Annotated in this window: 28 protein-coding genes; 19 read left to right on the forward strand and 9 right to left on the reverse strand. The window is 64.6% G+C overall.

The annotated features are described in order from the left end of the window. Positions 1-7: 7 nt before the first annotated feature. The 6 genes from ACQR0Z_RS03795 to ACQR0Z_RS03820 all read right to left on the reverse strand — a co-directional run bounded on the left by ACQR0Z_RS03795 (position 8) and on the right by ACQR0Z_RS03820 (position 5475). A complete protein-coding gene (locus ACQR0Z_RS03795) occupies positions 8-1273 on the reverse strand; it encodes an AAA family ATPase (RefSeq protein WP_434856323.1) in 1266 nt (421 codons plus the stop codon). Beyond that, positions 1270-2010 carry a CpaD family pilus assembly protein gene (locus ACQR0Z_RS03800; RefSeq protein WP_434917733.1) on the reverse strand — a complete coding sequence of 247 codons (741 nt, stop codon included), beginning with the start codon at positions 2008-2010 and terminating at the stop codon, positions 1270-1272. The genes ACQR0Z_RS03795 and ACQR0Z_RS03800 overlap by 4 nt, the downstream gene beginning before the upstream one ends. Before the next feature lie 24 nt (positions 2011-2034). Then, entirely contained in the window at positions 2035-3528 is a 1494-nt protein-coding gene (locus tag ACQR0Z_RS03805) for a type II and III secretion system protein family protein (RefSeq protein WP_434917734.1), read from the reverse strand. A 17-nt stretch (positions 3529-3545) separates the two neighbouring features. Continuing rightward, on the reverse strand, positions 3546-4343 hold the full coding sequence (cpaB, locus tag ACQR0Z_RS03810) for a Flp pilus assembly protein CpaB (protein WP_434856320.1): 798 nt from the start codon (positions 4341-4343) through the stop codon (positions 3546-3548). Positions 4344-4469: 126 nt separating this feature from the next. Continuing rightward, complete coding sequence (locus ACQR0Z_RS03815; RefSeq protein ID WP_434856319.1) at positions 4470-4994, reverse strand: A24 family peptidase; 525 nt, start codon at positions 4992-4994, stop codon at positions 4470-4472. Between the two features lie 316 nt (positions 4995-5310). Next, positions 5311-5475 (reverse strand): Flp family type IVb pilin, encoded by a 165-nt coding sequence (locus tag ACQR0Z_RS03820; protein ID WP_008970183.1) that lies wholly within the window; start codon positions 5473-5475, stop codon positions 5311-5313. A 443-nt stretch (positions 5476-5918) separates the two neighbouring features. Between ACQR0Z_RS03820 and ACQR0Z_RS03825 the strand changes: the two genes are divergently transcribed. The 4 genes from ACQR0Z_RS03825 to ACQR0Z_RS03840 all read left to right on the forward strand — a co-directional run bounded on the left by ACQR0Z_RS03825 (position 5919) and on the right by ACQR0Z_RS03840 (position 8826). Beyond that, positions 5919-6746: a sterol desaturase family protein gene (locus ACQR0Z_RS03825; RefSeq protein WP_434856318.1), complete on the forward strand. Its 828-nt coding sequence runs from the start codon at positions 5919-5921 to the stop codon at positions 6744-6746. A gap of 199 nt (positions 6747-6945) precedes the next feature. Continuing rightward, positions 6946-7380 carry a pilus assembly protein N-terminal domain-containing protein gene (locus ACQR0Z_RS03830; RefSeq protein WP_434856564.1) on the forward strand — a complete coding sequence of 145 codons (435 nt, stop codon included), beginning with the start codon at positions 6946-6948 and terminating at the stop codon, positions 7378-7380. 268 nt (positions 7381-7648) lie between these two features. After that, complete coding sequence (locus tag ACQR0Z_RS03835) at positions 7649-8194, forward strand: TadE/TadG family type IV pilus assembly protein (protein ID WP_434856317.1); 546 nt, start codon at positions 7649-7651, stop codon at positions 8192-8194. 71 nt (positions 8195-8265) lie between these two features. Then, positions 8266-8826 (forward strand): TadE/TadG family type IV pilus assembly protein, encoded by a 561-nt coding sequence (locus ACQR0Z_RS03840; RefSeq protein ID WP_434856316.1) that lies wholly within the window; start codon positions 8266-8268, stop codon positions 8824-8826. 191 nt (positions 8827-9017) lie between these two features. On the opposite strand, the gene ACQR0Z_RS03845 is transcribed toward ACQR0Z_RS03840, so the two are convergent. The 3 genes from ACQR0Z_RS03845 to ACQR0Z_RS03855 all read right to left on the reverse strand — a co-directional run bounded on the left by ACQR0Z_RS03845 (position 9018) and on the right by ACQR0Z_RS03855 (position 11289). Further along, positions 9018-9230, reverse strand: coding sequence for a cold-shock protein (locus ACQR0Z_RS03845; protein ID WP_006612155.1), 213 nt, complete (start codon positions 9228-9230; stop codon positions 9018-9020). A 298-nt stretch (positions 9231-9528) separates the two neighbouring features. Next, positions 9529-9819 (reverse strand): translation initiation factor IF-1, encoded by a 291-nt coding sequence (gene infA / locus ACQR0Z_RS03850; RefSeq protein WP_008964724.1) that lies wholly within the window; start codon positions 9817-9819, stop codon positions 9529-9531. Between the two features lie 24 nt (positions 9820-9843). Further along, positions 9844-11289 (reverse strand): DEAD/DEAH box helicase, encoded by a 1446-nt coding sequence (locus ACQR0Z_RS03855; RefSeq protein ID WP_434918017.1) that lies wholly within the window; start codon positions 11287-11289, stop codon positions 9844-9846. A gap of 507 nt (positions 11290-11796) precedes the next feature. On the opposite strand from ACQR0Z_RS03855, the gene urtA reads away from it, so the two are divergent. The 15 genes from urtA (at position 11797) to ACQR0Z_RS03930 (ending at position 25907) form a co-directional block, all read left to right on the forward strand. Further along, the gene (gene urtA, locus ACQR0Z_RS03860; RefSeq protein WP_434856315.1) at positions 11797-13119 is read left to right on the forward strand and encodes an urea ABC transporter substrate-binding protein; all 1323 of its coding nucleotides are present in this window, start codon (positions 11797-11799) and stop codon (positions 13117-13119) included. Between the two features lie 132 nt (positions 13120-13251). Further along, positions 13252-14814 (forward strand): urea ABC transporter permease subunit UrtB, encoded by a 1563-nt coding sequence (gene urtB, locus ACQR0Z_RS03865; RefSeq protein WP_434918018.1) that lies wholly within the window; start codon positions 13252-13254, stop codon positions 14812-14814. Then, on the forward strand, positions 14811-15974 hold the full coding sequence (urtC, locus tag ACQR0Z_RS03870; RefSeq protein ID WP_434856314.1) for an urea ABC transporter permease subunit UrtC: 1164 nt from the start codon (positions 14811-14813) through the stop codon (positions 15972-15974). The genes urtB and urtC overlap by 4 nt, the downstream gene beginning before the upstream one ends. Positions 15975-15979: 5 nt before the next feature. Next, positions 15980-16741 carry an urea ABC transporter ATP-binding protein UrtD gene (gene urtD / locus ACQR0Z_RS03875; protein ID WP_434917735.1) on the forward strand — a complete coding sequence of 254 codons (762 nt, stop codon included), beginning with the start codon at positions 15980-15982 and terminating at the stop codon, positions 16739-16741. Positions 16742-16744: 3 nt separating this feature from the next. Next, entirely contained in the window at positions 16745-17440 is a 696-nt protein-coding gene (urtE, locus tag ACQR0Z_RS03880) for an urea ABC transporter ATP-binding subunit UrtE (RefSeq protein ID WP_172110076.1), read from the forward strand. 57 nt (positions 17441-17497) lie between these two features. Beyond that, the gene (locus tag ACQR0Z_RS03885; protein ID WP_434917736.1) at positions 17498-18334 is read left to right on the forward strand and encodes an urease accessory protein UreD; all 837 of its coding nucleotides are present in this window, start codon (positions 17498-17500) and stop codon (positions 18332-18334) included. A gap of 49 nt (positions 18335-18383) precedes the next feature. Next, positions 18384-18686 carry an urease subunit gamma gene (locus ACQR0Z_RS03890; protein ID WP_425112223.1) on the forward strand — a complete coding sequence of 101 codons (303 nt, stop codon included), beginning with the start codon at positions 18384-18386 and terminating at the stop codon, positions 18684-18686. Positions 18687-18856: 170 nt separating this feature from the next. Continuing rightward, positions 18857-19162, forward strand: a complete 306-nt coding sequence (locus ACQR0Z_RS03895) for an urease subunit beta (RefSeq protein ID WP_006612145.1) — start codon at positions 18857-18859, stop codon at positions 19160-19162. Between the two features lie 4 nt (positions 19163-19166). Then, positions 19167-19706, forward strand: a complete 540-nt coding sequence (locus ACQR0Z_RS03900; RefSeq protein ID WP_434877906.1) for an HD domain-containing protein — start codon at positions 19167-19169, stop codon at positions 19704-19706. A 54-nt stretch (positions 19707-19760) separates the two neighbouring features. Next, complete coding sequence (ureC, locus tag ACQR0Z_RS03905; protein WP_434856310.1) at positions 19761-21476, forward strand: urease subunit alpha; 1716 nt, start codon at positions 19761-19763, stop codon at positions 21474-21476. A gap of 48 nt (positions 21477-21524) precedes the next feature. Further along, positions 21525-21824, forward strand: coding sequence for a putative quinol monooxygenase (locus tag ACQR0Z_RS03910; RefSeq protein ID WP_434917737.1), 300 nt, complete (start codon positions 21525-21527; stop codon positions 21822-21824). A 40-nt stretch (positions 21825-21864) separates the two neighbouring features. Next, positions 21865-22488, forward strand: coding sequence for an urease accessory protein UreE (gene ureE, locus ACQR0Z_RS03915; protein WP_434856309.1), 624 nt, complete (start codon positions 21865-21867; stop codon positions 22486-22488). Further along, positions 22475-23197, forward strand: coding sequence for an urease accessory protein UreF (locus ACQR0Z_RS03920; protein ID WP_434918019.1), 723 nt, complete (start codon positions 22475-22477; stop codon positions 23195-23197). Before ureE ends, ACQR0Z_RS03920 begins: the two co-directional genes overlap by 14 nt. Before the next feature lie 144 nt (positions 23198-23341). Further along, positions 23342-23965, forward strand: a complete 624-nt coding sequence (gene ureG / locus ACQR0Z_RS03925) for an urease accessory protein UreG (RefSeq protein WP_434856308.1) — start codon at positions 23342-23344, stop codon at positions 23963-23965. A 286-nt stretch (positions 23966-24251) separates the two neighbouring features. After that, the gene (locus ACQR0Z_RS03930) at positions 24252-25907 is read left to right on the forward strand and encodes a CHASE domain-containing protein (protein WP_434917738.1); all 1656 of its coding nucleotides are present in this window, start codon (positions 24252-24254) and stop codon (positions 25905-25907) included. The last annotated feature ends 32 nt before the right edge of the window (positions 25908-25939 follow it).

The raw sequence follows: 25939 nt of genomic DNA on the forward strand, positions 1-25939 counted from the left end.
CGCGTGCTTACTTCCTCAGCTTCTCCAGCAGAGGCGACAGGAAGGAGCCTTTCGGCTTCTTGGTCTCGCTGCGGCCGGTCAGCCGCTGGGCGATCTGCAGAAACATCTCGGTGGTCCGATGGTTGGGGGACATTTCCGCAATCATCTGACCGTTGTTGGCTGCCGCGCCGAAGATCTGCGGCTCGAACGGGATCGTCGCGATCGGCGGGCTTTCGATCGCCTTGGCGAACTCGCTGGCGTTGATCTCCGGCCGCTTGGGCACGCCGACCTGGTTCAGGCAGTACAGCGGCATGCGATCGTTGGGCCGCGCGGCCTTGAGCAGGTCGAACATGTTCTTGGTGTTGCGGAGCGAGGCGAGATCCGGCGCCGCCACGATCAGGATGTCGTCGGCGCTGATCAGGGCCCGCTTGGTCCAGCCCGCCCATTGATGCGGTACGTCGAGCACGATGCACGGCATCGACGCGCGCAGTGTGTCGAAGATCGCGTCGAACGCCTCCGCGCCGAAGTCATAGACGCGGTCGAGCGTCGCAGGCGCGGCCAGCAGGCTGAGATGATCGGTGCATTTCGACAGCAGCCGGTCCATGAAGGCGATGTCGATGCGGTCCGGCGAGAACACTGCGTCGGCGATCCCCTGGGCGGGGTCCTGATTGTAGTCGAGACCGGCCGTGCCGAAGGCGAGATCGAGATCCGCCACAACGGAGTCCATCGACAGATCCCGCGCGATGGCCCAGGCGATATTGTGGGCGAGCGTGGACGCGCCGACGCCGCCCTTGGCGCCGACGACGGCGATGATGCGGCCGACCGCCTTGGCCTCCGGCGCCGAAAACAGGTTGCAGATCGACCGCACCACGTCGATCGGGGTCACCGGCGACAACACGTAGTCGCTGACGCCGCGGCGCACGAGCTCACGATATAGCGTTACGTCGTTGACGCGGCCGATCACGACGACGCGGGTGCCGGGATCGCACACCGTGGCGAGCTGGTCGAGGCCGGCCAGGATGTCCGTGCGGGTGTCCGTTTCCAGGATGATGACGTTGGGCGTCGGCGCGGACTTGTAGGCCTCGATGGCGGCCGCCATGCCGCCCATCTGGACCTTCAGGTGCGCCTTGCCGAGCCGCCGGTCCTCGCCGGCGGCCTGAACCGTGGCAGCCGTCTCCACGGTCTCGCAGAACGCCTGCACCGAGACACGCGGCGCGGGCGCGATGTGATCGTCGGCCGGCGGCGGCACGACGTCGGGCTGCTCCTCTGGAGTCTGTCGGGCGTAGCTGATCATTTGCCTGTGTCGCTCAGTTTGGCCTTGTCCGCCTCGGGATACGCGATCGCGGTTGACGCTCCCTTGCGGTATTTCTCGAAGAACGCGGTCCGCCGGGTGGTATAGGACGGTGTCTCGGAGCGCGGCTGCACCAGATCGGCTGGGTTGGCGACCATCGCCGCCATGTTGCGCTGATAGGCGCAGCCGAAGTTCCAGTCGGGCTTATTGTCGTACCAGTTCTTGTTCTTGATCGACGGCCCGAGATCGTCGGGCCAGAGGCCGCACGGACCGGCCGTGGCCGACAATTTGGGATAGCTGAGGCGGATCGCTGCCATCTGGCGCGGGTCCTTCGGCTGGTAATTGCGCACGGTGAGGCCGTGCGGCGGCACGCCGGCGGCTGCGAACAGCGATTGGATCTCGCGCATGGAATCGGCGGCCGCCCGGGCGTTCGGCGTCCCGCTCGGCACGTCGGCGCTGATCGCGCCGGTGCCCTGGCGCATCCAGCTGTTCGCCAGTCCCATCACCTCGGCGCGCTGCTCGGCCGTCAGGCCGCCGCGGCCCTGGCCGACGAACACGACCAGGGAATCCGGGGCTTCCTGGACCGCAATCGGGTGACGCAGCCGGTAGTCATCGGGAATGCTGGCGGTGACCGCAGGGTCTCTGCGGAAATTGCAGGCGCCGAGCAGGACCGCGGTCCCGGCAAGCGCGACGGCAAGCTGCAATCTGCGGTATCGAGCTGGGCTGGATTTCATCGTCATGGGTGCAAGTCCTTAGGTCCCGGCTCAGTCCGTGATGAAGCCATAGGCGCCGCGCAAGCCGCGACCGGTTTCGGTCCGGCCGGGCACGCCATAGATGCGGTTGATGCTGCCGAGCAGATCGGCCTGCGGGTCGGAGGCGGCGGCGAAGCCGTCGTCCGGTCGCGAGAGATCCTTCTGCGAGACGGCGCGCACCACGAACGGGGTCACCAGCACCATCAGCTCGGTCTGGTTGTTGACGTAGTCGCGGCTGCGGAACAGGGCGCCGAGCACCGGCAGCTGCATCAGGCCGGGCATTCCGCTGATTGCCTGCTTGGTCTGCTGCTGGATCAGGCCGGCCATCGCCATGGCGCCGCCGGAGGGAATCTCGAGCGTGGTTTCGGCGCGGCGGGTCTTGATCGACGGGACGGTCAGCGAGTTCGTGGTCGTCGAACTCACCGCCTGCGACAGGGTGATCGAGTTCTCGTTGGAGAGCTCCGAGACCTCGGTCATCACGCGCATCGAGATCTTGCCCTCGCTGAGCACGACCGGCGTGAAGTTGAGCGAGATGCCGAACTTCTTGAAGCTGATCTGCGTGGTACAGACATGGGTCGTCGGATCGCAGGAGTAGCCGGCGGGCACCGGAAACTCGCCACCGGCGATGAAGGTCGCGGATTCACCGGAAATTGCGGTCAGGTTCGGCTCGGCCAGGGTCCGGATCACGCCCGCATTTTCCATCGCGCGCAGTGTGGCCTGGACCGACGGCGTCGAGCCGAAGGCGGCACTGACGGCGTTGTTGGAGACGAGGTTGCTGCCATAAGCCGTGAACGGATTGGAGTTGGCGAACTTGACCACGGCGGTGCCGTAGTTGAGCTGGCCTGAGAGGTCGATGCCGAGCTGCTTGACCACCGAGCGCTGCACCTCGGCGACCGTCACCTTCAGCATGACCTGGTCGCGGCCGCGCACGGTGATGGAGTTGACGACCTTGTCGGCGCCGCCCGCGAGCCGGGCCGCGAGTTCACCGGCCTGCTGCGCCTCCATCTGGCTCGCCACCGACCCGGTCAGCACCACGCCGTCGCCGAGGCCGTCGATCTGGATCTCGGCGTTGGGCAGCATCTGCTTGAGGGCGGCGCGGGCGCCGTTCAGGTCGCGCTTGACCGCGATGTCATAGGCCGCGATCTGCTGCCCATTGGCGTCGAAGAAGACGATGTTGGTCTGGCCCACCGTGGCGCCGATGATGTAGGCGCGCTGCGACGAGCGCACCACGGCATTGGCGATCTTCGGATCGGCGACGAGCACGTCCTTGATGTCGCGCGGCAGGTCGATGACGACGGACTTGCCGATGCCGAGCGACAGGAAGCGCGCGTTGATCTGGCCCTCGGGGGCGGCCGAGGCCGTCGCCGCCGTGGCGGCGGCCGGGCGGTAGTCAGCCGCGATCACCGGCGCCAGCGCCGGATTGAGGGTCAGCGCAGCGGCGGCCGAAAACGACAGCGCGCGAACCGTCATGGTCCGCAGTTTCCGCTGATTTTCGCTGCAAGTCATCGTGGTGGTCCTCTTGCTCACTTCTGCGTCGTCATCGTGCTGGGAATACCGAAGCGGATGACGGCAACACTGTCGCCGCGCCTGCGGCTGGTCTCGTCGGTGCGGTTGTCGGCAACGTTGACGTCGGCGATGCTGCGCAGCGCCAGCGACAGCGTTCCGGTCTGGCGGGCGCGGGCGAGCGTCTCGGCCTGCTCCGGCTTCAGCTCGAGCGTGACCGTCTTGCCGACCACCGTGGTCTGGCCGTCCTTTTCCTTGGGCGCCTGGTCGATCGCCAGCACCCGGATGTTGGACAGGATGATCTCGGAGCTGATGACATCTCCGGCATTGGGCTGATCGTTGTTGCGCTCACGCTTCGACAGGATCACGTCGACGCGGTCGTTGGGCAGGATGAAGCCGCCAGCGCCGGTCTCCGGCGAGATCTCCGTCGAGACCGCGCGCATGCCTGCGGGCAGGATCGCGGCCATGAAGCCGGAGCCGTCGGCCTTGACCAGCTTCTGTTCGCGGATCGGCTCGCCGGCGATGAAGGGGGCGCGCGCGATCGCGCCGGTAACCTCGTTCTGACCTTCGGGCCGCTCGTTGCGCCGGATGAAGCTGGAACTCGTTGTGGCGGCTGGCCAGCTCTGCCACTGCAGGTTTTCCGGCTTGATCGACTGACCGAGGTTGATGTCTGCTTTGGCGACAAGGACGTCGACGGTGGGCACCTGAGGCGCCGGTGCGGCGACTTCAGCCGGCCGATCGGACCCGCTCGCGAGATATGCGGCCACGCCGCCAGCGCCGACAGCGATGGTCAGAACCACGATGCGTGCGGTATTCATACGCTTCACTTTCCACATTACGCCGCGACGCTTCCGCCGCCGTAATGGGAGTTGAGCAGTTATTCGTCAAAGCATGGTTAATGAGGCGTATCTAAATCGCCTTAACACCGTGTTGACACGGTGCCTTCAGAGCAATGCGAGACGCGCGGCGTCGATCGCCTTCACCCATTCGGTCTCCGGATAGACCATCAGCGCGCCCAGCGCGAGCGCGATGCCGTAGGGAACGCCGCTCTCCCTGGCGTGCAGACGCGCAAGCCAGGGTTGCCCAGCGAGCATGTAGGGCAGGGGCCATTGCCGGAACTGCATGATGACGAGCGTCAGCACACCGCCGAAGATCGAGGCGTAGAGCAAATAGTTCATCAGATGCGCGAAGCCGAACCACAGGGCTGCGGCGGAAGCCACCTTGGCATCTCCGCCACCGATCCAGCCGAATGCGAAGCAGGCGAAGGCAATCACCAGCAGCGTTGCGCCGGCACCGAGGTGCAACAGCATGTCGGTCATGCCCATGCCGCTGAGCGGCGCCAGCACCAGGAAACCTGCGATCAGTGCGAAAGAGACCCGGTTCGAAATCGTCATCGTGAACAGGTCGCTCGCGGCGGCAAACGCCATCAGGGCCGGGAACAGCAGAAGGCGTGCGAGATCGAGGGTCATGGGCTCACAGCGGCATCGAGGCGGCACGGAATGCGCGGCTGCGACAAGCTAGCCGGAAGAGATAAATGATCGGGAAATGGCCGGACAAGCGGCGGGCTTCACCAGACGCTGAGGACGCGGAGTGCGAGCGCGACGATGGAGAGACCGAGGGCCAGACAGACCCAGCCGATCGCGGCTTCGCTCTGCGCGAGCGCACGCCGGGGAGCGGCAGTGGACAAAACGTGGTTACGCATCACTGAACGCCGCGGAGCTGAAGGTCGAAATGATAAAGGCCCCGGGAGTGCCGGGGCCTTCTTTGCTCGGTCGTGATGACCGCTTACTTCAGCGAGGTATTGATCGACGAGAACTTGGAGCTCAGGCTGGAGCCGAGACCGTTCACCGCCGCAATGATCGCGAGCGAGATGCCGGCGGCGATCAGGCCGTATTCGATCGCGGTGGCGCCGGACTCATCCTTCACGAAACGAGCAAGAAGATTCTTCATAGGGTAACTCCATGTACACGTGGCTGGTCGAACAAATTCTGGTCGTTGCGGCGTTCTCAGCACCGTGACCATGCGGACACCCTAGGGGGCAGGAATTTCGGCGTAGTTAATTCGATCGGCGAAACACGGCGACAAATGGCTGTTCTTGTGCACAGTAAACGTTGATTTAAGCGCGCCGCTCAGTTTCGAAACAATTCCCCGAGGCGACAAATTCACACCTATTGAGTGCAGCGGACAGCCGCGCGCGCCTGGTCGGCCGACGCTCCCGCGGCCGCTTCTATATGAAGAAGAGTCCTGTGCCGTCACACGCGTGAGATCCTGTCGCGCGTGCTGACATGCCACTGCGATACGCGGAGCTGCTGCCCCGGCGGGGCCATGGAGGTTCACGGCTCCTTAAGCGCCAAGGAGTACCCCTCGGAACAGATCTTGTGATGAGGGATGTGATGTCTGGTCTGCCATGGGAAGTCGCGTTGATGCTCGGCCAGACCATCGAAAAGGTGCTGCCGATCACGTTGGTGCTGGCGGCGGTCTTCTCGGTGCTCAGCTATTTCTGGGCCTGCAACCCGGGAAAGCCGTGGTGGCAGAAGCGCGAGCTCGTCACCGACGTCGTTTACTGGTTCTTCGTGCCGGTGTTCGCGCGGGTACTGCGCATCGGCCTGCTGGTTCTCGGCGCCGGCGTGATCTTCAAGATCCACGATGCCGATGAGCTGATCGCCTTCTATGAGAACGGCCATGGCCCGTTGGCGCAGTTGCCCGAATGGCTGCAGGGGCTGCTGTTCCTCGTGCTCTCCGACTTCATGCTGTATTGGACCCACCGCCTGTTCCACGGTGGCGAGTTCTGGAAGTACCACGCGGTCCACCATTCCTCGGAGGATCTGGAGTGGATTTCGGCAGCGCGCTTCCATCCGGTCAATCTGATCCTCGGCACCATCGCCGTCGACGTCATCCTGCTGACGGCCGGCATTTCGCCGAATGTGATGATCTGGGTCGGTCCGTTCACGACCTTCCATTCGGCCTTCGTGCACGCCAATCTCAACTGGACGCTCGGCCCGTTCAAATATGTCCTGGCCACGCCCGTCTTCCACCGGTGGCATCACACCCCGATGGAAGAGGGCGGCAACACCAATTTCGCCGGCACGTTCCCGATCTGGGATATTCTGTTCGGCACCTTCCGGATGCCGGAGGGGCAGTTGCCCGAGACCTACGGCAAGGACGAGGCGACGATGCCCGGAGAGTTCGGTGGCCAGTTGGCATTCCCGTTCCGCCGCTGACGGCGTCGATCCGGACGGCTGCCATCAGGTGGCGGCGTTTGCGGATCGTTCACCAATTGAGCGCAGATTTGCCGCGTCGGGCGCCGTCACCGCTGCGTATCGCTTGAGACGGCTCGTCAATGCCCCGGGGTTGAGTATGTCGATGAGTGTGTCGTGTCGTCCTGTTGTTTCCCTCGCGCTGCGGGCCGCCGTCGCCGCGATGCTGCTGTGGCCGGCCGCCGCCTCGGCGGATCCTGATCCGGCCATCGCCGTGAACGTCGACCAGGCCAAGCTGGTCAAGCTGCCCGACCGGGTCGCCACGCTCGTCGTCGGAAATCCGATGATCGCCGACGTGACCCTGCAGAGCGGCGGCATCATCGTGGTCACCGGCAAGAGCTACGGCGCCACCAATTTCATCGCGATGGATCGCGGTGGACAGGTGCTTATCGACCGGCAGATCCAGGTCGCCGGGCCGACCGATCGGCTCGTCACCGTGTATCGCGGCGTCGATCGCGAGACCTATAGCTGCATGCCGATCTGCCAGCGCCGGGTGACCCTGGGCGACGGTGACAACTACTTCAAGTCGGTGCTCGATCAGGCCGGCACGATGTCGAGCACGGCCAGCGGCAGCGCCGCGGCGGCCAAGACCAACTGAGCAAATACACCTGCTTTCGACGCGCCGATCGGGCCCCGGCCTGATCGACGCGTGCTGCCTGCCAAGGCCGGACGCCGGTACGCGAGGGCCGGTCGGGATGGCTGCAATTTCCGTTGTAGCTGTATTGGGTTACGCCCGCCATGGAGCATGGTTAGTGAGCGGTTGATCATCGCGGCCATCCTGTCCGGATGATAGGAAACCCTTTCCCAAGAAGTTTGCATTATTTCTTTCACCCAGGTTGATGTGCCTTTCCAATCTGGATGACCCCATGCAAGCCAACGTTTCCTCGACCGCATCGATGCGCCGGCTGCTGCGCCGGTTTCGACGCAACCGGCGAGCATCGGCCGCGCTGGAATTCGCGCTGGTCGCCCCGATCTTCTTTGCGCTGCTGTTCGCGATCATCGAGACGGCGCTGATGTTCTTTGCCGGGCAGGTCCTCGAGACCATCACGCAGGACTCTGCCCGCATGATCCTGACCGGGCAGGCCCAGCAGGGGTCGTACACCCAGTCGCAGTTCGCGAGCTATGTCTGCACCCAGGTGCCCGCGCTGTTCGACTGCAACAAGATCTATATCGACGTGAAGAGCTACTCCTCGTTCGGGAACGTCACGATCGCCAACCAGATCGACAACACCGGCAACTTCATCAACAACATGACGTACAGCCCGGGCGCGGCCGGAGATATCGTCGTCGTCAGGCTGTTCTACCAGTGGCCGATCTACGTGACCGGCCTCGGCTACAACATCGCCAATCTGTCCGGCAGCAAGCGGCTGCTGGTCGGCACGGCAGCGTTCAAGAACGAGCCCTATTCATGACGTTCGCGAGCGACTCCCGAGTGCGCAATCGGATCTCAGGACTTCATCTGCTGTTTGGAAGAGTGCCGGCCATGTCTTTGAGCCTTGCCTTGCGGCGTCGCCTCGATGTTTTCACGGCGGATTGTCGCGGTGTCGCGGCCACGGAGTTCGCCTTCATCGTGCCGCTCATGCTGGTGATGTTCTTCGGCACGGTCGAGTTCTGCTCGGCCATCGCGGTCGACCGAAAGGTCACCCTGATGGCGCGCACGCTGTCCGACCTGACCTCGCAATCGACCTCGGTCGGCGACAGCGACATGTCGAACTTCTTCGCCGCCTCCACCGGCATCATGTATCCGTATTCGACGACGCCGGTGAACGCGACCATCACCGAGCTCTATGTCGACCCGACATCGAAGCAGGCGACCGTGAAGTGGAGCAAGGGATCGGCGCCGCGCACCGCCGGCACCACCGTCGGCATCCCCGCCGATCTGCTGGTCAGCGGCACCTATCTGATCTTCAGCGAGGTCAACTACCAATATGTCCCCACCGTGGGCTACGTAATGGGCAAGACCGGCATCAATCTCAGCGACGTCGCCTACACCCGCCCGCGGCAGTCGACCTGCGTCTATTACAGCCCGGCGACGTCCTGCTGAGGGAACGAAGCGGTTCGCTTGTCCGGGCTTCGAGGACCGTCTCGGACGACGATCCTCACCGCGAACGCCTCGTTGCGCGCGAACCGACCGTATGGACAGCCGAAAACAAGACAGTCGAAAATAAAAAAGGCCGCACGAGGCGGCCTTTCGTCAATCGTGGGCGATCGTGAGATCGCCCTGGCGCGGTTCGCTCAGTTGGCGGCGCGGAGATTGTCGGCCGACGACTTGCCCGAGCGACGGTCAGCGACGATCTCGTAGGAGATCTTCTGGCCTTCGCGGAGCGTGCCGAGACCAGCGCGCTCGACGGCGCTGATGTGCACGAACACGTCGTTGCCGCCGTCGTCCGGCTGAATGAAGCCATAGCCCTTGGTTGCGTTAAACCACTTCACGGTTCCCATGCTCACGGGGTAGTTCCCTTCTCAGATATCAAATGCGTAACCCAGATTCCTGGGCTGGTTAGATCGAATTTTTGGAAGGGTCGTCAGCGTCTGAACCGGCTGTACCGGTAATAGCTAATCTCGTCCGGCCGAAAATCGATTGCGGGATATATTATTGGAATTGGCCCCGCAAAACAATCCTGAGCTGCGCGAGGGCGCAGGATTTTTTGACGCGCCGGCTTGAGGCCGGCACGCTGAATTGCGGCTGATTGCGCAAGAGTTCATCAAGCTGGAGACGGGGCGGAACGGCGTTCCGCCCCAAGCCTTAGCGCCGGCGGAACTGGCCGCCACGCTGCGGTGCGCCGCGCGGGGGGCCGCCCGGCGTGCTCGGCCGTTCGTCCTTGTGGCGGAAGATCAGCCGGCCCTTTTCCAGGTCATAGGGCGACATCTCGACGGTCACGCGGTCGCCCGCCAGCGTCTTGATGCGATTCTTTTTCATCTTGCCCGCGGTGTAGGCGACGATCTCGTGCCCCGCGTCGAGTTGTACCCGATAGCGTGCGTCGGGAAGGATTTCGGTGACCAGCCCTTCGAACTGGATCAGCTCTTCCTTAGCCATGTCTTTCTCCAGATCGATAGACGTCTAGTTTGGCCGTTGGTTGCGATTATGAGCGTGGTTTTTGGGTCTGCCTTCGCGATGCAGGAATGCAACGCCTTGAATCGACCCGGCCTTGCCGTCGCCTTGCGGCGGACGCTGGGGCTCCTGACGATTGCCTGGCAGAGAGGCCACCTTAGCATTGGAACGACGACGTCGGCGAGGGCCTTTTGCGGCGTTGCCCCCATCGTTGGTCCGTGCATTCTGCATGCCAGGACGGCCACCGCCGGGGCTTCCTTGATGATTGCCTTGACGGGCGCCTTGGCGCTGCGGCTGGCCGGCCGGAGCCGCCTCGCGATGGCCAGGAGTGCGGCGGTCTTCGCGCGGCAGCGAGGTCTTGGTCAGCCGCTCGATGTCGCGGAGATAGGACATCTCGTCCGGCCCGGCGACCAGCGAGATCGCGACGCCATCGGCGCCGGCGCGCGCGGTGCGGCCGATGCGGTGGACATAGGTCTCGGGCACGTTCGGCAGGTCGAAATTCACCACATGGCTGACGCCGTCGACGTCGATGCCGCGCGCGGCGATGTCAGTGGCGACCAGGGTGCGGATCTCGCCGGTGCGGAACGCCGCCAGCGTGCGCTCGCGGTGGTTCTGCGACTTGTTGCCATGAATGGCCTGGGCCGGGATGCCGGCCTTCTCCAGGCCCTTCACGACCTTGTCGGCGCCGTGCTTGGTGCGGGTGAACACCAGGGCGCGGTTGACCGGCTCCTCCTTGAGCAATTGGGCCAGCAGGCCCGGCTTGGCGGAGTGATCGACCTGGATCACACGTTGGGCGATGCGCTCGACCGTCGAGGACACCGGGGTCACCGCGACCCGCGCCGGATCCCGCAGCATGGCATCGGCGAGCTCGGCGATGTCCTTCGGCATGGTCGCGGAGAAGAACAGCGTTTGCCGCTTGATCGGCAGCTTCGCCACGATCTTCCGGATGTCGTTGATGAAGCCCATGTCGAGCATGCGGTCGGCTTCGTCGAGCACCAGGAACTCGACATGCGACAGTTTCAGAGCGTTGCCCTGGACGAGGTCGAGCAGGCGGCCCGGGGTGGCGACCAGCACGTCGACGCCCGGCATCACCGCGCGCACCTGGCGTCCCATCGGGACGCCGCCGATGGCCAGCGTGGAGCTGAGGCGGATGTGGCGGCCATAGGTGTTGAAGCTGTCGAGGATCTGGCCCGAGAGCTCGCGGGTCGGGCTCAGCACCAGCACGCGCGCGGTCTTCGGTTGCGGCTTGATGCGGTTCTCCAGCAGCCGATGCAGGATCGGCAGCGCGAACGAGGCGGTCTTGCCGGTTCCGGTTTGCGCGATGCCGATCACGTCGCGGCCTTGCAGCGCGATCGGGATGGTCTGGGCCTGGATCGGGGTGGGGGTGGTGTAGTTCTCTTCCTTCAGCGCGCGCGTCAGCGCGTCGGCGAGGTTGAAGTCCTGAAAGGAGGTCAAAAGATGGGGCTTTCCATAAGAGGATATGCCCTCGTCGGCATGCGTGCCGGACGCGGGCGGGTGATTGGAGACACCCGCGTGTTTGGAGCGCCTATTGTGGAGTGCTGAGAATGCGGAGCCAGAAGCTCTGTCAGAGCTAAAGAACACGCGGCTCGCAAAGATCCGGCCGATTCGCCTCGATCTATCAGTTATATGGAACAGATGGAGGCGCGTTTCAAGGCCGCTGCTCTCCGGTATGCTGCCGAAAGCGGTAATGGGCTGCTTCAAAATTAGCCATTTCAAACATCGTGCATAAATTTAGTGCTGTCTGATGGCTGATTGGTCAGTTTGCATGCCCAAAATGGCGGCAGATGGATGCGACCCTTCGCCGCGAATTCGCCGAGTTCCACATTTCGCTCAATGGCTTACGAGATGTGAACGGTATGGCACGCTTCTTGCGATTCTTCCGCCGCAGACCGCCGGCCGATTTGGCTGCGAAGCACGTCTGCGTCAGGGAGATATTATCGCATGCTTACTCGACTCACTCAGGAATTAACGGCGCCGTTCAGCCGCCGTCGCTGGCTGGCTGCTGCTGCCGGCCTGGCTCTCGGCGCTGCCGGCTTCGGCCCGGCGATGGCCGCTGACGACACCATCAAGGTCGGCGTCCTGCATTCTCTGTCCGGCACCATGGCCATCAGCGAGACCACGCTGAAGGACACGATCCTGTTCCTGATCGACGAACAGAACAAGAAGGGCGGCGTGCTCGGCAAGAAGCTCGAGGCCGTCGTGGTCGACCCCGCCTCGAACTGGCCGCTGTTCGCCGAGAAGGCGCGTGAGCTGATCACCAAGAACAAGGTCTCGGTCGTGTTCGGCTGCTGGACCTCGGTGTCGCGCAAGTCGGTGCTCCCTGTGTTCAAGGAGCTCAACAGCATCCTGTTCTATCCCGTCCAGTACGAGGGCGAGGAGAGCGAGCGCAACGTGTTCTACACCGGTGCGGCGCCGAACCAGCAGGCGATCCCGGCGGTCGACTACCTGATGAAGGAAGAGAAGGTGAAGCGCTGGGTGCTGGCCGGCACCGACTACGTCTATCCGCGCACCACCAACAAGATCCTGGAAGCCTACCTGAAGTCGAAGGGCGTGGCTCAGGAAGACATCATGATCAACTACACGCCGTTCGGTCACTCCGACTGGCAGACGATCGTTGCCGACATCAAGAAGTTCGGCTCAGCCGGCAAGAAGACCGCCGTGGTCTCGACCATCAATGGCGACGCCAACGTTCCGTTCTACAAGGAGCTCGGCAACCAGGGCATCAAGGCGAAGGACATTCCGGTCGTCGCGTTCTCGGTGGGTGAGGAAGAGCTCGCCGGCATCGACACCAAGCCACTGGTCGGCCATCTCGCCGCCTGGAACTACTTCCAGTCGATCAAGACTCCGGCGAACGAGAAGTTCATCAAGGAGTGGCAGGCCTACACCAAGAATCCGAAGCGCGTGACCAACGACCCGATGGAAGCGCATGTGATCGGCTTCAACATGTGGGTGAAGGCGGTCGAGAAGGTGAAGTCGACCGATGCCGACAAGGTCATCGACGCGCTCCCGGGCACCGAGGCGCCGAACCTGACCGGCGGCGTGTCGAAGATGCTGCCGAACCACCACATCACCAAGCCGGTGTTCATCGGCGAGATCAAGGGCGATGGCCAGTTCAGCGTCGTCTACAAGACCAAGGATCTCGTCCCGGGCGACGCCTGGTCGAAGGAGCTCGATGGCTCCAAGGACCTGATCGGCGACTGGGTCGGCAAGAAGTGCGGCAACTACAACACCAAGACCAACAAGTGCCTGGGCTCGGGCACCTGATCTGAGCCTTGCGACGTCATCAAGACCGGAGAAGGCGGCGACCTCCGCCGCCTTCTCTCTTCCTCCTGCCGGGGTGGTCCAGTGCCTGCCATTGTTCTCGCGCTTGTGCGCGGCCTTCTTCTGTCCATTGCCTTGATCGTCGCGACCGCTCCGGCTTTTGCCGCCAGCTTCGAAGAATCGGTCGCCAAATTCGCCAATGACGACTTCTCCGACACCGACGACGCCGTGGGCGAGATCGCGGTGTCCGGCAACCCGCTGGCCTTTCCGATCATCAGCGCGCTGCAGGACGAGCGGCTGATGTTCGATGCCGAGACCAAGAAGGTCTTCATCAAGCAGGCTGACGGCAAGATCATCGATGCCGCGACCGGAGCCGCCGTCGACAAGCTGCCGGACAACGCGGCGGCCGTCAGCCTCAACAACCGGCTGCGCCGCAGCGTCGATGCCGCGCTCGGCGGCCTGACCTTGCTGTCGCCCGACACCAACACCCGGCTGACCGCGGCCAAGTCCGTGTTCAAGTCGCACGAGGAGGCGACGCTGCCGACCGTGGAGTCGGCGCTCGCCAAGGAAACCAATCGTACGGTGAAGCAGGCGCTCGCCGAGGCCCGCGCCGCCATCCTGCTGTTCAAGTCCGATGCCAGCGAGGTCGACAAGCTCGAGGCCGTCGCCACCATCAAGGCGCGCGGCGACCAGGAGGCGCTGGCGCTGCTCACCGAGATCAGCGGCGGCGACCAGCCGGCGAATGTCGCCAAGGCGGCGGCGAGCGCGATCTCCTCGATCCAGGGCACGCTCGCGATCTGGTCGGGCGTGCAGAACGCCTGGTACGGCCTGTCGCTCGGCTCGGTGCTGCTGCTGGCCGCGATCGGGCTTGCCATCACCTTCGGCGTGATGGGCGTCATCAACATGGCCCATGGCGAGATGGTGATGCTCGGCGCCTACACCACCTTCGTGGTGCAGGAAGTGATCCGCACGCGCTACCCGGCGCTGTTCGATTATTCGCTGCTGATCGCGGTGCCGCTCGCCTTCCTGGTGGCCGGCGCGATCGGCGTCGTGATCGAGCGCACCATCATCCGCTTTCTCTACGGACGTCCGCTCGAGATCCTGCTCGCCACCTGGGGCCTGTCGCTGATCCTGCAGCAGGCGGTGCGCTCCGCGTTCGGCCCGACCAATCGCGAGGTCGGCAATCCCTCCTGGATGAGCGGCGCCTTCGAGCTCGGGCAGATCACGATCACCTACAACCGGCTCTGGATCCTCTGCTTCACGATGGCCGTGTTCGCGATCCTTCTGGCCATGTTGCGCTACACCGCGCTGGGCCTGGAGATGCGTGCCGTCACGCAGAATCGGCGCATGGCGGCGTCGATGGGCATCGCAACCTCGCGCGTCGACGCCCTCACCTTCGGCCTCGGCTCGGGCATCGCGGGCATCGCCGGCGTGGCGCTGTCGCAGATCGACAACGTGAGCCCGAATCTCGGCCAGAGCTACATCATCGACTCCTTCATGGTCGTGGTGTTCGGCGGCGTCGGCAATCTCTGGGGCACCTTGGTCGGCGCCTTCACGCTCGGTATCGCCAACAAGTTCCTGGAGCCGGTTGCGGGCGCCGTGCTCGGCAAGATCGCGATCCTGGTGCTGATCATCCTGTTCATTCAGAAGCGCCCGCGCGGGTTGTTCGCGCTCAAGGGCCGGGCGGTGGAAGCATGATGGCGCATGTGCTGACGAGGTCGCTGGACCGCGGAGCGTCGATCTTTCTTCTGATCGTTACCGCCTGCGGCATCCTCATCCCGCTGTCGAACCTGCTGCTGCCGGAGGGGTCCGCGCTACAAGTGCCGACCTATCTGGTGGCGCTGTGGGGCAAATATGTCTGCTACGCGATCCTGGCGCTCTCGATCGACCTGATCTGGGGTTATTGCGGCATCCTTTCGCTCGGCCACGGCGCGTTCTTCGCGCTCGGCGGCTACGCGATGGGCATGTACCTGATGCGCCAGATCGGCACCCGCGGTGTCTACGGCAATCCAATCCTGCCGGACTTCATGGTGTTCCTGAACTATTCCAAGCTGCCCTGGTACTGGCACGGCTTCGACATGTTCTGGTTCGCCGCGCTGATGGTGCTGGTCGTGCCCGGCCTGCTGGCCTTCGGCTTCGGCTGGCTCGCCTTCCGGTCGCGCGTCACCGGCGTGTACCTCTCGATCATCACGCAGGCGATGACCTATGCGTTGCTGCTCGCCTTCTTCCGCAACGATTTCGGCTTCGGCGGCAACAACGGCCTGACCGACTTCAAGGACATTCTCGGCTTCAACGTGCAGGCGGAGGGTACGCGCGCGGCCCTGTTCGCGCTGAGCTGCCTGGCGTTGATCCTGGCATTCCTGATCTGCCGTGCCGTCGTGTCGTCGAAGCTCGGCAAGGTGCTGATCGCGATCCGTGACGCCGAGTCGCGCACGCGCTTCCTCGGCTATCGCGTCGAGTCCTACAAGCTGTTCGTGTTCACGCTGTCGGCGTGCATGGCCGGCGTCGCCGGCGCGCTGTATGTGCCGCAGGTCGGCATCATCAACCCCTCGGAGTTTGCTCCCGGCAACTCGATCGAGGCGGTGATCTGGGTGGCCGTCGGCGGCCGCGGCACGCTGGTCGGTGCGGCGCTCGGCGCCGTGGTCGTGAACTATGCCAAGACGTTCTTCACCTCGGGCGTGCTGGCCCCGTATTGGCTGTTTATGCTCGGCGCGCTGTTCGTGCTGGTGACGCTGCTGCTGCCGAAGGGCATCGTGGGCACCTTCAACAGCTGGTGGGATCAGCTCGGCACCAAGCGGCCGAATGCCGACAGCGCCGCCCGCGAGGATGGCGTCACCGAACCCAAGATGGCGGAGTGAGCGGCATGAACGTGATGGATACCAGATCGACCTCCGCGCTGCTCTATCTCGACGGCGTGCACGTCTCCTTCGACGGCTTCCACGCCATCAACAATCTGTCGCTCACGCTCGAGCCCGGCGAGATGCGCGCCATCATCGGCCCGAACGGCGCCGGCAAGACCACGATGATGGACATCATCACCGGCAAGACCAAGCCCGACGAGGGCACGGTGCTGTTCGACGGCAAGACGGATCTGACGCGCCTGGACGAGACCCGCATCGCCGAGCTCGGCATCGGCCGCAAATTCCAGAAGCCGACGGTGTTCGAGAGCCAGTCGGTGGAGGACAATCTGCTGCTGGCGCTCAATGTCGATCACAGCGTCAAGGGCACCTTGTTCTGGCGCGGCTCCAAGGGCGAGGCGGAGCAAATCGACAAGGTGCTGGAGACCGTGCGGCTCAAGGATGTCCAGCGCAAGCTTGCCGGCAGCCTGTCGCACGGCCAGAAGCAGTGGCTGGAGATCGGCATGCTGCTGGCGCAGGACCCGAAGCTGCTGCTGGTCGACGAGCCCGTGGCCGGCATGACCGATGTCGAGACGCATCAGACGGCTGAGCTGCTCAAGGAAATCAATCGGGATCACACCGTCATGGTCGTCGAGCACGACATGACCTTCGTGCGCGAGCTCGGCGTCAAGGTCACCTGCCTGCATGAAGGCACGGTGCTGGCCGAGGGCACCATCGACCAGGTGTCGTCGAACGATCGCGTGATCGAAGTGTATCTGGGGCGCTGACCAATGCTCGACGTCAAGGACATCAATCTCTATTACGGCGCCGCCCAGGCGCTGCGCGGCGTCTCGATCGCGGCGGAGCCCGGCAAGGTCACCTGCGTGCTCGGCCGCAACGGCGTCGGCAAGACGTCGCTGCTGCGGGCGCTGGTCGGGCAATATCCGCTGGCGTCGGGCAGCATCACCTTCGACGGCGCCGACATCACGCACCTGAAGCCCTATGAGCGGGCGCGCAAGGGCATCGGGTTCGTGCCGCAAGGCCGCGAGATCTTCCCGCTGCTGACGGTCGAGGAGAACCTCAAGACCGGCTTCGGCCCGCTGAAGCGGGCCGACCGCAGTATCCCGGACGACGTGTTCTCGCTGTTTCCGGTGCTGCAGTCGATGCTCGGCCGCCGCGGCGGCGATCTCTCCGGCGGCCAGCAGCAGCAGCTCGCGATCGGGCGGGCCATGGTGATGCGGCCGAAGGTCCTGCTGCTGGACGAGCCCACCGAGGGCATCCAGCCCTCGATCATCAAGGACATCGGCCGGGCCATCTCTTACTTGCGCAATCTCGGCAATATCGCCATCGTGCTGGTCGAGCAGTATCTCGACTTTGCCTGCGAACTCGGCGACAACTTCGCCGTCATGGATCGCGGCGCGGTGAAGTTCACCTGCACCCGCGCCAACCTCGATCCGGCCGAGATCAGCCGCCAGATGGCACTGTGATCGTCACGTTGTTCTTGGGCGCGGCCTCGCCGCGTCCGGTCCCAGGGGAGGGGATCGATGCGGGCCGATCCCGCCAGCGCCGCCGCCGACATCTTCGAGGCCAACCGCGCCCGTGGCGCGGTGCGCTTCGACGTGCGACTGCAGGACGGCGTGACGCGGCGTCACCATCTGCATGAGTCCGGCTCGCTGCGCGTCCGCTTTCCCTCGCCGGAGGATGATGGCCTCTCGGCGATGTTCGTCAATACAGCCGGCGGCATCGCTGGCGGCGACCGCTTCGCGATCGAGGTTGCGGCCGGCGAGGGCAGCCGCGTCACGCTGTCGAGCGCCGCCGCCGAGAAGGTCTATCGCGCTCCGGGGACGCCGGCCGAGCTGGACATTGCGCTGAAGGCCGAAGCCGGCGCGCACATCTCGTGGCTGCCGCAGGAGACCATCCTGTTCGACCGCGCCCGCATCCACCGCCGCATCGACATCGAGCTTGCCGAGACCGCTTCGCTGCTCCTGTGTGAGATCGTCGTGTTCGGCCGCACCGCGATGGGCGAGCGCATGCGTGAGGGCGAGTTCGTCGACCGCTGGCGGCTCAAGCGCGGCGGCAAGCTGGTGTTCGCGGAGACCGTCCGCCTCGACGGCGATATCGGCGACAAGCTGGCGCAGCCCGCGATCGCCAAGGGCGCGGCGGCCATCGGGACGGCGCTGATCGTGCCGGGCGATGCCGCGCTGATCGAGCGCATCCGGGAGAGCCTGCCGGCCTTCCGGGGCGAGGCCGGGCTGTCGGCCTGGAATGGATTTGCAATGGCGCGCTTCTGTGCCCAAGATGCCGCGAGCCTGCGCGCCGACATGATGTCGGTGCTGGGCTGTGCTTCGGCCGTGCCGCTCCCGCGGCTGTGGCTCAATTAGACGTTTACCAACCCGCGATTATCCAGAAGACGATCACCAGAGAAGCCGCATGAACCTGTCTCCCCGCGAAAAGGACAAGCTCCTGATCTCGATGGCCGCCATCGTGGCCCGCCGCAGGCTCGAGCGCGGCGTCAAGCTGAACCATCCCGAGGCGATCGCGATCATTTCCGATTTCATCCTGGAAGGCGCGCGCGACGGCCGCACCGTGGCCGAGCTGATGCAGTCAGGCGCCCAGGTGCTGACCCGCGACCAGGTGATGCCCGGCATCCCCGAGATGATCCACGACATCCAGGTCGAAGCGACGTTTCCGGACGGCACCAAGCTGGTCACGGTGCACGAGCCGATCCGGTGAGGCGAGCCCAACTCTTTCGGTCGTCATGCCCGGGCTTGACCCGCCTGCGCGGCCGTAGCCGCTTCGGCGCGGCGAAGGCCCGGGCATCTACGCTCTTCGATCTCAATGGAAAGACGTGGATGGCCGGGTCAAGCCCGGCCATGAGGCAGTGGAAACCTGCGAGGTAACACATGATCCCCGGCGAACTCTTCATCCAGGACGGCGAGATCGAGCTCAATGCCGGCCGCAAGACCGTGACGCTCTCGGTCGCCAACACCGGCGACCGGCCGATCCAGGTCGGCTCGCACTACCATTTCTTCGAGACCAACCCGGCGCTGAAGTTCGATCGCAAGAAGGCACGGGGAATGCGGCTCGACATCGCCGCCGGCACCGCGGTGCGCTTCGAACCCGGTCAGACCCGCGACGTCCAGCTGGTGGCGCTCGCCGGCAAGCGCATGGTCTATGGCTTCCGCGGCGACGTGATGGGCAAGCTGTAGACCGATGCTGACCGGACTGCGCCTCGTCTCCGAAGCGGCCGAGCTGGCGGCGCGCCGCCATGCCGGCCAGCAGCGCAAGGGGCGCGACGAGGAGCCGTACGTCAATCATCTTGCCGAGGTCGCGAACATTCTCGCTGCAACGACTGACGGCGAGGACGCCGAGCTGGTCGCGGCCGGCTGGCTGCACGACACGATCGAGGACACCGACACCACGCGCGACGAACTGGCGCAGCGATTCGGCACGCGCGTCGCAGGCTTCGTCGAGGAAGTCACCGACGACATGACCTTGCCCAAGAGCGAGCGGCGCGCCGTCCAGGTCATCGCGGCGCCGGCCAAGTCCGCGGGCGCCAAGCAGATCAAGATCGCCGACAAGATCAGCAACATCCGCGCCCGCATCGTCTTCGAGCCCGACTTGGAGCAGCAGCTCGAACTGATGGAATATGTCGGCTGGGCCGAACAGGTCGTCGCCGGTTGCCGCGGCGTCAATGCGCGGCTGGACGCGCTGTTCGACGAGACTGTCACGAATGCACGAGGGACGCTGTGAGCGCATCGCCGGTGTCTCGACAACACGACAAACCGAACTGATTGGGGGCCAACGATGTCCGTCAAGATCAAGCGTTCCGTCTATGCCGACATGTTCGGCCCGACCACCGGTGACAAGGTCCGGCTGGCCGACACCGATCTCATCATCGAGGTCGAGAAGGACTTCACCACCTATGGCGAGGAGGTGAAGTTCGGCGGCGGCAAGGTGATCCGCGACGGCATGGGCCAGTCGCAGGCGACGAGCAAACAGGGCGCTGCCGACACCGTCATCACCAATGCGCTGATCGTCGATCACTGGGGCGTGGTGAAGGCCGACGTCGCGATCAAGGACGGGATGATCAGTGCGATCGGCAAGGCCGGCAATCCCGACATCCAGCCGGGCGTGACCATCGTCATCGGTCCCGGTACCGACGTGATCGCGGGCGAGGGCAAGATCCTCACCGCCGGCGGCTTCGACAGCCACATCCACTTCATCTGCCCGCAGCAGATCGAGCACGCGCTGATGTCGGGCGTGACCTCGCTGCTCGGCGGCGGCACCGGGCCGTCGCACGGCACTTTCGCGACCACCTGTACGCCGGGCCCATGGCACATCGGCCGGATGATGCAGTCGTTCGACGCCTTCCCGGTCAATCTCGGCATCTCCGGCAAGGGCAATGCGTCGCGCCCGGCCGCGCTGGTCGAGATGATCAAGGCCGGCGCCTGCGCGCTGAAGCTGCACGAGGACTGGGGCACGACGCCCGCCGCGATCGACAATTGTCTGTCGGTCGCAGACGATCACGACATCCAGGTCATGCTGCACTCGGACACGCTGAACGAGTCTGGCTTCGTCGAGGACACCATCAAGGCCTTCAAGGGCCGCACCATCCACGCCTTCCACACCGAAGGCGCCGGCGGCGGCCACGCGCCAGATATCATCAAGGTCGCAGGCCTGAAGAACGTGCTGCCGTCCTCGACCAACCCGACGCGGCCGTTCACGCGCAACACCATCGACGAGCATCTGGACATGCTGATGGTGTGTCACCATCTCGATCCGTCGATCGCCGAGGACCTCGCCTTCGCCGAAAGCCGCATCCGCAAGGAGACGATCGCGGCCGAGGACATCCTGCACGATCTCGGCGCGCTCTCGATGATGTCGTCGGACTCGCAGGCGATGGGCCGGCTCGGCGAGGTCATCATCCGGACCTGGCAGACGGCCGACAAGATGAAGAAGCAGCGCGGCGCCTTGCCGCAAGACAAGGGCAAAGACAACGATAATTTCCGCGTCAAGCGCTACATCGCCAAGTACACGATCAACCCGGCCATCGCGCATGGCGTGTCGAAGCTGATCGGCTCGGTCGAGAAGGGCAAGCTCGCCGACCTCGTGCTGTGGTCGCCGGCGTTCTTCGGCGTCAAGCCGGACTGCGTGATCAAGGGCGGCACCATCGTGGCGGCGCCGATGGGCGATCCCAACGCCTCGATCCCGACGCCGCAGCCGGTGCATTACCAGCCGATGTTCGGCGCTTTCGGCAAGTCATTGACGGCCTCGTCGGTGATCTTCACCTCGAAGGCGGCGGTTGCCGGCGGTCTTGGGCGCAAGCTCGGCCTGTCCAAGAAGCTCTATGCGGTGCAGAACACCCGCGGCAAGATCTCGAAGAAGAGCATGATCCACAACGATGCGACGCCGAACATCGAGGTCGATCCGGAGACCTATGAGGTGCGCGCGGATGGCGAATTGCTGACCTGCGAACCCGCCGAGGTGCTGCCCATGGCGCAGCGCTACTTCATGTTCTAAACTTGCTCCCGGTACCCAGAAACAGAAACGTACCGGGAGGACTGCTTCGTGATCTACGTCGTCGCCACTTTGACCATCAAGCCCGAAACGCGTGCCGAGTTCATTGCCGCTGCCACTGCCTGCATCGAAGGGACCCGCAAGGAACCCGGCAATGTCGCCTATGATCTGCACGAAAGCGTCACCGATCCGAGCCGGATGGTGTTCGTCGAGCAGTGGGAAAACGCCGAGGCGCTGGTGCCGCATCGCGCGACCGAGCACATGAAGACGTTCGGGCGCGTCGCCGTGAAATGCATGGCGGCGCCGCCGAAGATCGAGATCATCACGCCTGAGAAAGTCGATGCCCGCTGAGCGGAATTGATCGGGCGCAAGAGAGAATGAGGATATCAGCATGATCCGCGCCACGCGCGTGCTCGGGCAACATCGTTGGAAAGAGGCGGCCGCCGATTCCGTCCTGCTCGATTTCGACGATCGCCACCGCCGCCGCATGGCGATGACGGGCACGCGCGGGCTGGAATTCCTGCTCGACCTCGAGCACGCCACCGCGCTGCGCGGTGGCGATGCGCTGGTGCTCGAGGATGGCCGGCTGATCGAGGTCGTTGCGGCGGCCGAGCCACTGCTCGAGATCCGCGCCAGCGATCCGCAGCATCTGGTGCGGCTCGCCTGGCATCTCGGCAACCGGCATCTGCCGACCCAGCTCATGGCCAAGAGCCTGCGCATCCGCCGCGACCATGTGATCGAGGCGATGGTGAAGGGCCTCGGTGCCCGCGTCATCGAGATCGAGGCGCCGTTCGATCCCGAGGGCGGCGCTTATGCCGAGCCCAGCCATGCTCATGCCCATGATGATCACGACCATCACGGGCACGGTCATCATCACGATCACGGGGCGCATGATCATGGGCATCATGGCCATGATCACGGCCATGCGCATCACCATGATGACCATCATGTCCATGATGAGCATTGCGGTCACGATCATCATCACGGGCATTCCCATGCTCATGACCACAAGTGAGCGGGCGAGCGCCTTGACGGAGATGCGCGAGCTGGATTCGGCCGCGCTTTATCGCCTGCTGACCTGGCTGTCGCCGGCGTTTCCGATCGGCGGCTTCTCCTATTCCAGCGGCATCGAATGGGCTGTCGAGGCCGGCGACATCGCCGATGCCGCGTCGTTTCGCGACTGGCTGTCGACCATGCTCACCCATGGCGGCGGCTTCTGTGACGCCGTGTTTCTCGCACACACGCATCGCGCGGTGGAGCAGGGAAACATGGAGGCGCTCGGCGAGATTGCCGATCTCGCCGCCGCCTTCGTGCCGTCACGCGAGCGTCAACTCGAGACGGCGTCGCAGGGACGGGCCTTCATCGAGATCGCCCGCTCGGCCTGGAGCAGCCCGGATCTCGACGATGCGGTCGCACGTTGTAAGACGGTGGTTTATCCCGTTGCCGTCGGGCTTGTTGGCGCCTTGCACGATGTGCCACTGACGCCCTTGCTGCACGGGTTTCTGCACGCTGTGACCTCGAACTGGATTTCTGCCGGCAGCCGGCTCGTTCCGTTGGGGCAGACCGACAGCCAGCGCGTGCTGGCTGCGCTCGAGCCGGTGGTCGCGGCGACCGCGGACCGTGCGCTGGTGGCGTCGCTCGATGATCTCGGCAGCGCCACCTTCCGCGCCGACCTCGCCAGCCTGCGCCACGAGACGCAATATACGAGGTTGTTCCGCTCGTGAGCCGTTCGTATTTGTCGACACCGGTGCAGCCGATGGGCGCCATCGCGCCGGCCGCGCGAACGATCGGGTCGCAGCGGGCGACATCCACGATTTTTTGGTGTTATCGATCCTCGCTCGCGCGGGGACGGCAGAAGGACAATTGACATGGCATCGTCTCACGGTCCGCTCCGCGTCGGAGTCGGCGGTCCCGTCGGATCCGGCAAGACCGCATTGATGGACCTGCTCTGCAAATCGATGCGGGAGCGTTACGACATCGCAGCGATCACCAACGACATCTACACCAAGTGGGATGCCGAGTTTCTGGTTCGCTCGGGCTCGCTGACGCCGGATCGCATCGCAGGCGTCGAGACCGGCGGCTGTCCGCACACGGCGATCCGCGAGGACGCCTCGATGAACCTGGCCGCGGTGGCCGATATGCGGGCCAAGTTCCCGGGCCTTGATCTGGTGCTGATCGAATCCGGCGGCGATAATCTGGCGGCGACCTTCTCGCCGGAGCTCGCCGACATCACGATCTACGTCATCGACGTCGCGGCCGGCGACAAGATCCCCTCCAAGGGCGGCCCGGGCATCACCCGCTCCGACCTGCTGGTCATCAACAAGATCGACCTCGCACCCCATGTCGGTGCCTCGCTAGAGAAGATGGAGACGGATGCCAAGCGCATGCGGGGGGAGCGTCCGTTCGTCATGACCAACCTGAAGAAGAGCCAGGGGCTCGACCGGATCATCGGATTCATCGAGGCCAAGGGCGGGCTCCAGCCGTCCGCCTGACGGGGTGATCCTGCCGACTTGCTGCGGCGTTGCTGCTCATGGGGGAGGGCCGGCAGACGCAAAAAAGCCGTACCCGACCGGAACAACTTTCGAGGCCGGCTGTTGCTTCCACCCCGGGGTGCGCCTTACCCGAAGGCGCCCAGGCGGCTGGTGGACGGCCGGTACCCTGGGATTGCTTTCGCGATCGCTCCGATCACGTCCGCTCGCCCGAGGTGCGTCTTGAGTTGCAGGTCAGGTTATTGGATGACTGGTCTCCTTCGCCAACCCTCGACCTCAGAGTAGACGAGTGCTCCGGCTGGGTATCATCATTGCCGTGATTGCGTTGGTCGGGACGGCGCTGTCCGGCTTGGCCGCGTGTCGCGTTCATGATCAGGAATTGGCCATTGACCGGATCGCGCTCGCGCGCGCCATCGACGTTCACGCCAGCCTGGTCCAGGACCGCCTGACGGAGCGCGAGCTGCTGGCGCGGGTGGCCTCCGGGCTGTTTCGGGCGCCGTCCGTGATCAAGGCCAACATGCTGGAGCCGCTGCGCTCGTCGATCTACGCCTTCAAGACCGATTTCGTGGTTGCATCCTGGATCGCGCGCCTCCGCCCCAACGAATTTCCGGTCGCTCAGGCCGAGCTGCGGCAGGCGGGCTTCCCGAACCCGACCATTCGCAGCTACGACGACACGCCGTTGGCGCCGAATGTCGACCAGCCGGTCGACGTGCTGATGGACCTGGAGCCGCGCAACGCGGAAACGAGCAGACTTCCCGGCCGGGCGCTCGACCGCCAGCCCATCGTCGGGCCGATGCTGGCGCGGGCGATGGCGGAGGGCAAGCCGATCGCCTCGGATCCCACCCCGTTGTTGCGGAGCGATGGTCCCATGGGCATCGTGCTGGCCGCCCCGGTCGTGCCGCAGGGAGCAACCAACCCGGCCGGCTTTGTGACATTTTCCTACGAGATCGGGCCGCTGCTGCTCACCAACGATGATCTCTCATTGTTCTCGGTCGCGTTGAAGGACCCTCGCAACGCGTCCGACGAACTGGTCGCTAACGATCAGGGCGCCGTCACGATGCGAACGCGCGGAATGGACGATCCAGCGCCGTCCTCCACCCGCACCGTGGCGTTCGGCAATCACGATTGGTCGCTGGTCTACTACGCCAAGAGCAACGCAGTCCGGCGCGCGCAACAGACCGCGGCGATCGTCGGTGTGATCGGGCTTGCATTGACCGGCATCATCTGCGGCCTGTTCGGCTACGTCGCGTACAACAATCTGCGGCTGAGCCGAGAAATCCAGGTGCGGATCGGCTTCGAGCGCCGGTTGACGGCGGTCATCGACGAGCTGAATCATCGGGTCAAGAACATCCTGGCGGTGATCCAATCCATCGTGACGCGCACACTGCGCCATGGCAGCGACATCGATGTCGCGCGCGAGCTGCTGATCGGGCGGATCCACGCGATGTCGAACGTGGTGACATTGCTCAGCGAAAGCCAGTGGCAGGGCGTTCAGCTGCGCGGCCTGTTCGAAGCGCGCGCGATCCCACATGCCGAGCGCATCGCGGTCAGCGGGCCGGATATCACCGTGAGCGCCCGCGCCGCCCAGAGCCTCTCTCTGCTGTTCTTCGAGCTCGCTTCGCACTCCGACGAAGGCTTGTCGCTGGTCGGCAAGCACCCGCACATCACGGCGAAATGGGAGGTGACGGGCGAGGAGCCGAACGCCGTGTTCAACTTCCGCTGGGAAGAGCTGAACACCAGTGAAGCGACGCGACGTCCGGACAGCGATTTCGGATTGATCCTGCTCGATCGCGTGGCGCCTGAAGCCCTTGGCGGAACATCGAAGCGCTTCTTCACCGAAGCGAGCTACGTGTATGAGCTGACCGCTCCGATGGAGACCGTCATCGACATGACGGAGCGCGACCGTACCGAACAATTCTCGGCGCCAGTACGTCCGCCCAAATAGTCGGACTGACAAGTCTCGCCATCAATGCAAAG

The sequence above is a fragment of the Bradyrhizobium sp. HKCCYLS3077 genome, assembly GCF_051167555.1.
Lineage (GTDB): Bacteria > Pseudomonadota > Alphaproteobacteria > Rhizobiales > Xanthobacteraceae > Bradyrhizobium.